This window comes from Flavobacterium sp. (assembly GCF_031363805.1).
In the GTDB taxonomy this organism is placed as follows: domain Bacteria; phylum Bacteroidota; class Bacteroidia; order Flavobacteriales; family Flavobacteriaceae; genus Flavobacterium.
Map to the genome: position 1 here is coordinate 1 of NZ_JANLVD010000186.1, position 7,464 is coordinate 7,464.

3 protein-coding genes and 1 rRNA gene are annotated in these 7,464 nt (G+C 33.9%); 1 reads left to right on the forward strand and 3 read right to left on the reverse strand.

Annotated features, from left to right (window positions below):
- Together RMN92_RS10255 and gyrA are read right to left on the reverse strand one after the other, a co-directional pair.
- Positions 1 to 1,205, reverse strand: a 1,205-nt coding sequence (locus RMN92_RS10255) for a hypothetical protein (RefSeq protein WP_309609356.1), incomplete at its 3' end; no start/stop codon positions are given.
- Positions 1,206 to 1,223: 18 nt separating this feature from the next.
- Positions 1,224 to 3,767, reverse strand: a complete 2,544-nt coding sequence (gyrA, locus tag RMN92_RS10260; protein WP_309609357.1) for a DNA gyrase subunit A — start codon at positions 3,765 to 3,767, stop codon at positions 1,224 to 1,226.
- 259 nt (positions 3,768 to 4,026) lie between these two features.
- On the opposite strand from gyrA, the gene RMN92_RS10265 reads away from it, so the two are divergent.
- Positions 4,027 to 6,573 carry an ATP-dependent Clp protease ATP-binding subunit gene (locus RMN92_RS10265; RefSeq protein WP_309609358.1) on the forward strand — a complete coding sequence of 849 codons (2,547 nt, stop codon included), beginning with the start codon at positions 4,027 to 4,029 and terminating at the stop codon, positions 6,571 to 6,573.
- A 792-nt stretch (positions 6,574 to 7,365) separates the two neighbouring features.
- On the opposite strand, the gene rrf is transcribed toward RMN92_RS10265, so the two are convergent.
- Positions 7,366 to 7,464: ribosomal RNA gene (gene rrf / locus RMN92_RS10270) — 5S ribosomal RNA — on the reverse strand; the annotation flags it as partial.

The following is a 7,464-nucleotide window of genomic DNA, read 5'->3' on the forward strand; positions in this document are numbered from 1 at the left end:
GTAGCTTTTACATCTTTATCACCTGCAAAAAGTTCGTATGCTTTTTCCAAATAAGGCAGAGCAGATTTATAAAGTCCTTGTTGTTTTGCTTTTAATGCATCAAACTTTTTGTTGTCTGCTGGGCTAGTTCCCAATTTATTCATTTGTTCTACTAATTTGGCTTCACCCTCCAATTTTAAAACTGCCAAGTTCATGTAAGCGTTTTTGTATTGAGGATCAATTTCAATGGCTTTCAAATAATTTTTTTCAGCTTCCGCAGCTCCATCTTTTGATTTTGAAGAAATAACAGCAAGGTTGTAAAACAAATCTGCATCTTTTGGATTTTTTGCCACGACTTCAGTAATCAATTTTTTGTACATCGCATAATCTTCAGTTTTTAAATACAAATCTGCTTCAGTAATAATTAAAGAAGTATCATCTGGATTTAATTTTCTGGCTTCAGCAATAGATCTTTTTGCCTCTGGAATATTATTTTTTTCAATGTAAATAGCAGCAATATTTTTTGATATTTCGCCTCTTTTTGAAGGCATATTTTCAGTTTTGGGTTCTGAATGTGTTCCAATTTTGACTGCTTTATCTCTTTCTGACAAAGAAGAAAAATTATCTACTTGATCAGTCAACTTACTTTTTGCAAGATAGTTTGTTGCTTTTCCAGAATAATTCATTTTTTTCAATTGATTATAATAGTTTAAAGACAAATCATAATCTTTTGCATTTAATGCGTTTCCTGCTGCGTAGTACAACATGATACTATCATTTCTGTCCAATAAATATACCTGGTACAATTTTTCTGCACTTTCTTTAAATTTTTGATCTTTATTGTCAACTACAGCACTATTTGTTAGTTCTCTTTTAACATCTTGAATATAAATTTGAGCCTGAGCTGTGTATTTTATTTTTTTTGATGTTTTTTCAAATTCTACTAAATCATTATATGCTTTTGCAGCATCTACCAAATTTTTTGATTCATCAACTTTCTTTTTAGCTAAATCAAAATTTGCATTTCCTTTCAATAAATAGAATAATGCTTTTTGTGGTACTTCTGCATTGGCCATTAAAGGTTCTGCTTGTAATAATATTGATTTTGCTTCTGCAGAATTCCCCGATTTTAAAGCTTTTTCTGCTGCTTTCAACTCATCTTTTTGAGCAAATGTGACAGCAGAAATTAACAATGATGTTGCTAAAATTAAATTTCTAAATTTCATTTGTTGGTTTTTTAATTATTATTCTTCTTGTGATTCTGTTTCTTCTGAATTTTCGTTAGTTGATTCTTCTGATGTATTATCCTCAGAAATTTCCCTATCAACTATTTCGCTAATTATTTCTTCTTCCTCGCGCAACACTTTGGCTACAGCCGCAATAGAATCGTTTCCTTTAATGTTTATTAATCGGACACCTTGTGTGGCACGCCCCATAACACGTAAATCTGAAACCATCATCCTGATTGTTAAACCTGATTTATTGATGATCATTAGATCATCGGCATCGGTAACGCTATTAATAGAAACTAAGGCACCAGTTTTTTCCGTCATGTTCAATGTTTTCACACCTTTTCCACCACGATTGGTTATTCTATAATCGTCAAGTGAAGAACGTTTTCCGTATCCATTTTCAGTAACAACCAAAATTTCACTTTCCATATCATTTACAGAAACCATGCCAATCACCTCATCAGCATCATCTTTCAAAGTAATTCCGCGAACTCCAGAAGCTGTTCTTCCCATTGGTCGGGTTTTACTTTCTTCAAAACGCACCATTTTTCCAGATCGTCCTGCAATCAAAATCTGACTTTCGCCATTGGTTAATTTGGCTTCCAATAATGCGTCACCTTCTTTAATAGTAATGGCTGCAACACCATTAACACGAGGTTTTGAATATTTCTCTAACGATGTTTTCTTAACCTGACCTTTTTTAGTCACCATAATTAAGTTATGGGTTTTTATATAATCTTGGTCTTTTAAATCTTGTGTACAAATAAAAGCGGTTACTTTATCGTCACTTTCAATATTAATCAAATTTTGAATAGCTCGGCCTTTTGCAGTTTTACTACCTTCCGGAATTTCATACACTCGCATCCAGAAACATTTCCCTTTTTGGGTAAAAAACAACATATATTGGTGGTTCGTAGCCGTAAACATTTGCTCTAAGAAATCGGCATCACGTGTTCCAGCTGATTTTTGGCCAACTCCTCCTCTATTTTGTGTTTTGTATTCAGAAAGATTTGTACGCTTAATATAACCCGCATGCGAAATAGTGATTACCACATTTTCATCAGCAATTAAATCTTCAATACTCACATCGCCACCAGAATATTCAATTTGCGAACGACGAGCATCACCATATTTTTCACGCATGTCTTCCAATTCTTCTTTAATCAACGCTGTTCTTAAATTAACATCCGCTAATAATCCTTGTAAATATTCGATTAATTTCTTAATTTCTTCATACTCAGCTCTTAACTTGTCTTGTTCAAGACCCGTAAGTTGACGCAAACGCATTTCTACAATAGCACGTGCTTGAATATCAGATAATTTAAAACGCTCTATTAATTTTTCTTTGGCTTCATCGGTATTTTTAGAAGCACGAATTAGGGCAATAACTTCATCTATATTATCAGATGCAATAATTAATCCTTCTAATATGTGTGCTCTTTCTTCAGCTTTGCGCAAATCAAACTGTGTTCTACGAACTACTACATCATGACGATGTTCTACAAAATAATGAATCAAATCTTTTAGATTCAACATTTGAGGACGACCTTTTACCAAGGCAATATTGTTTACAGAAAACGACGATTGTAATTGCGTAAACTTATATAATGTGTTTAAAACAACATTCGGAGTTGCATCACGCTTCAAAATATAAACGATACGCATACCATTTCTATCTGATTCGTCACGAATATTGGAAATACCTTCAATTTTTTTATCATTAACCAAATCAGCTGTACGCTTAATCATATCGGCTTTATTAACCTGATATGGAATTTCAGTCACAATAATACACTCGCGACCATCTACTTCTTCAAAGCCAACTTTGGCACGCATTACAATACGACCACGACCTGTTTTAAAAGCTTCACGAACACCTTCGTAACCATAAATAATTCCACCAGTTGGAAAATCTGGTGCTTTAATATGATGCATTAATTCATCTATCTCAATATCATTATTTTCAAGATAGGCTAATGTTCCATTGATAACTTCGGTAATATTGTGTGGCGGCATGTTAGTTGCCATTCCCACAGCAATTCCTGTTGCTCCATTTATTAATAAGGTAGGAACTTTGGTAGGCATTACTTTTGGCTCATACAAAGTATCGTCAAAATTCAACTGAAAATCAACAGTTTCTTTTTCGATATCGGCCATAATATCTTCCGAAATCTTACGCATTCTGGCTTCTGTGTAACGCATTGCTGCCGGACTATCACCATCTACAGAACCAAAGTTACCTTGACCATCTACCAAAAGGTAGCGCATACTCCACTCTTGTGCCATACGAACCATAGCATCATATACTGATGTATCGCCGTGTGGGTGGTATTTACCCAAAACTTCTCCCACAATTCTTGCGGATTTTTTATGGGCTTTATTTGAAAAAACTCCTAAATCGTACATACCATATAAAACCCTTCTATGAACAGGTTTTAAACCATCTCTTACATCGGGCAAGGCACGTGATACAATAACCGACATCGAATAATCGATGTAAGCTGTTTTCATTTCGTCTTCAATGTTAATTGGGATTAACTTTTCTCCGTCAGACATATTATATTACTATTTAATTATATTAATTTAAAAATCCTGCTAATATAAGCTTTCTAGATTATTTTTCTATTAGAAACGAGTAGAAATTTCTTCTTTTTATTAACAAATTAGCACCCTCTTTTGGTTAATAAATAATTTAATATTTAACTTTTGATTTCCATTATTTTTTTGTCAATTAGCTGTCAGTTGATTTAGTCAGGAATGATTTTTGCTTTTGCTTTAATAAATTACTAAATTTACAATATCAATATACTATACTATGGATGATAATTTTTCACCAAGAGTCAAAGATGTAATAACTTACAGTAAAGAAGAAGCCTTGCGTTTGGGTCACGATTTTATAGGTACAGAGCATTTAATGTTAGGTATTTTGCGTGATGGGAACGGAAAAGCCATTTCTATTTTAAATAATCTTTCTATCGATTTAGAGCATTTACGTCGGAAAGTCGAAATATTAAGTCCGGCTAATCCAAACGTAATTGTGGGCAACGATAAGAAAAATTTACATCTGACAAGACAAGCCGAAAGGGCTTTAAAGACCACTTTTTTAGAAGCTAAAGTTTTTCAAGCTACTTCAATTAGTACGGCACATTTGCTCCTTTGTATTTTAAGGAACGAAAATGATCCGACTACGAAATTATTAAACAAATTACAAATTGACTACGATATAGCCAAAGAACAATATTTAACTATGATGCCAAACGAAGAAAGTTTCCAAGATAATTTTCCTAAAAATGAGTCGTCTTTTAATGACGATTCAGGACAAGATGACAGTTTAAAAGGTGATAATTTTAATAATCCTGCCAATAAATCCAACAAAAAATCCAAAACACCAGTTTTAGATAATTTTGGGAGAGATTTAACAGAAATGGCCGAAGAAGGTAAACTCGATCCTGTTGTAGGTCGTGAAAAAGAAATTGAGCGTGTTTCGCAAATTTTAAGCCGTCGAAAAAAGAACAATCCTTTGCTTATTGGTGAACCTGGAGTTGGTAAATCTGCGATTGCAGAAGGTTTAGCCTTGCGAATTATCCAAAAGAAAGTATCGAGAATTTTATTTGGAAAACGAGTGGTTACCTTAGATTTAGCTAGTTTAGTCGCTGGAACCAAATACCGCGGACAGTTTGAAGAACGCATGAAAGCCGTGATGAACGAACTAGAAAAGAACGATGATATTATTCTTTTTATTGATGAAATTCATACCATAGTTGGTGCTGGTGGCGCGACAGGCTCGCTTGATGCGTCCAATATGTTTAAACCAGCTTTGGCTCGTGGAGAAATTCAATGTATTGGTGCTACAACACTAGATGAATACCGTCAATATATCGAAAAAGATGGCGCATTGGAGAGACGTTTTCAGAAAGTTATTGTAGAACCCACTTCTGTAGAAGAAACTATTACGATTTTACACAACATTAAAGATAAATATGAGGCACATCACAATGTAACTTACACTGACGAAGCAATTGAAGCTTGTGTTAAATTAACCAACAGGTATATGTCTGAAAGATTTTTGCCAGATAAAGCTATTGATGCGCTTGACGAAGCAGGTTCTCGCGTTCATATTACCAATATTGATGTTCCAAAACAAATATTAGATTTGGAACGTCAGTTGGAAGAAGTTCGTGAGTTAAAAAATTCGGTTGTAAAAAGACAGAAATATGAAGAAGCTGCCAAACTTCGTGATGATGAAAAACGCATCGAAAAAGATTTAGCCATAGCGCAAGAACAATGGGACGATGATTCTAAAAATAATAGAATTGAAGTTACCGAAGATAATGTTGCCGATGTTGTTTCAATGATGACAGGAATTCCTGTAAATCGTGTGGCACAAACCGAAAGTAATAAATTAGCCAAACTACCAGAATTGATTCAGAATAAGGTAATTGGACAAAACGAAGCGGTGTTAAAGATTGCACGTTCCATTCAAAGAAATCGTGCGGGATTGAAAGATCCAAACCGACCAATTGGTTCCTTTATATTTTTAGGACAAACTGGTGTTGGAAAAACGCAATTGGCTAAAGTTTTAGCTAAAGAATTATTTGACTCTGAAGATGCGTTAATTCGTATTGACATGAGTGAATACATGGAAAAATTTGCTATTTCCAGATTAGTTGGTGCGCCTCCAGGCTATGTTGGTTACGAAGAAGGCGGTCAATTGACCGAAAAAGTTCGTCGCAAACCGTATTGTGTGGTTTTATTAGATGAAATCGAAAAAGCACATCCAGATGTTTTCAATATGATGTTGCAAGTTTTAGACGATGGTTTTATGACTGATAGTTTGGGACGAAAAATCGATTTTAAGAATACGATTATTATTATGACATCCAATGTTGGTGCCAGACAACTGAAAGATTTTGGACAAGGTGTTGGATTTGGAACCGCAGCCAGAGTTTCTAACGCTGATGATAATTCGAAAAGTATTATTGAAAATGCTTTAAAGAAAACATTTGCACCTGAATTCTTGAACAGAATTGATGATGTTATTGTATTTAATGCGCTTGAAAAAGAAGATATTAATTCTATTATTGAAATTGAATTGAGTAAATTGTACGCACGTGTCAAAGAATTAGGTTACACTTTAAATCTTTCCGATGCCGCAAAATCGTACGTAGCAGAAAAAGGATTTGACAGACAATTTGGAGCGCGTCCGTTAAAAAGAGCCATTCAAAAATATGTAGAAGATTTATTAGCCGAAGAAATAATCACTTCAAAAATTGGTTCAGGCGATGAGATCTTTATGGATTTTGAAGAAGGCGGAACTGAACTTTCTGTTAAAATTTTAAAAGCAGAAACGCCAACTAGCTAATCTTTAATTAAACAATTTATACAACCATCATTTCATTCGATTTGATGGTTTTTTTTGCATAATAGTAACGTAATCACCTTGCTCATTATCAAAGGATATCCAACCATTTAGCAAATAGGTGGTTAATTTTAATTCCTTCACGTGCTTCGTCCTTCAAATACTTTATTAATTTTCCAAACTTACCAAATAAATATTATTTAATCCAAAATATGTTTTTTTACAAACACTTTGTTTTTCAAATAATAATATAGATTACACCCGTTGGGTTAATCACTGTTAGTAGACAGTTCGAGGATTTTTTGTGTAGAGAAACGGAACAAAACTTCTAGATACGATATTCTACACGAAGTTGAAGTGTAACGAGAACCGTTTTTAATGAAATTTTTCTTGTTTTCAATATGGTTTTTTATCAAAAATCACTCAAACTGACGAAAAATTATCCTTAAAAACTAATTCCACCCAACGGACTAAACTATATAACTTTCATCCAAAAAAAATTCCCAATCAAAGATTGAGAATTTAGTAATCTGAAAAGTGTTTCAGATTGAATAAAGTCCAAACCAATCCTTTTGAATACGGTTACTTATAAAAAAAAGAACTTGTCTTATCAAATAATATCTAATTAAATAAAGGTGACGACATACTCTCCCACAAAATTGCAGTACCATCTGCCCAGGCGGGCTTAACTTCTCTGTTCGGATAATTTTACCTTTATTTTTTCTAAAAATAAAACAAAAAATCCCCATCAAAATGATGAGGATTTAATAGAATCTGAAACGAGTTCAGATTAAAGAAAGGCGACGACATACTCTCCCACAAAATTGCAGTACCATCTGCGCAGGCGGGCTTAACTTCTCTGTTCGAGATGGGAAGAGGTGAGCCCCGCCGCAA

Excerpts from the sequence above, each read along its gene's own strand:
- gyrA (WP_309609357.1), bottom strand. The coding sequence starts at position 3,767 with ATGTCTGACGGAGAAAAGTTAATCCCAATTAACATTGAAGACGAAATG.
- RMN92_RS10265 (WP_309609358.1), top strand. The coding sequence starts at position 4,027 with ATGGATGATAATTTTTCACCAAGAGTCAAAGATGTAATAACTTACAGT.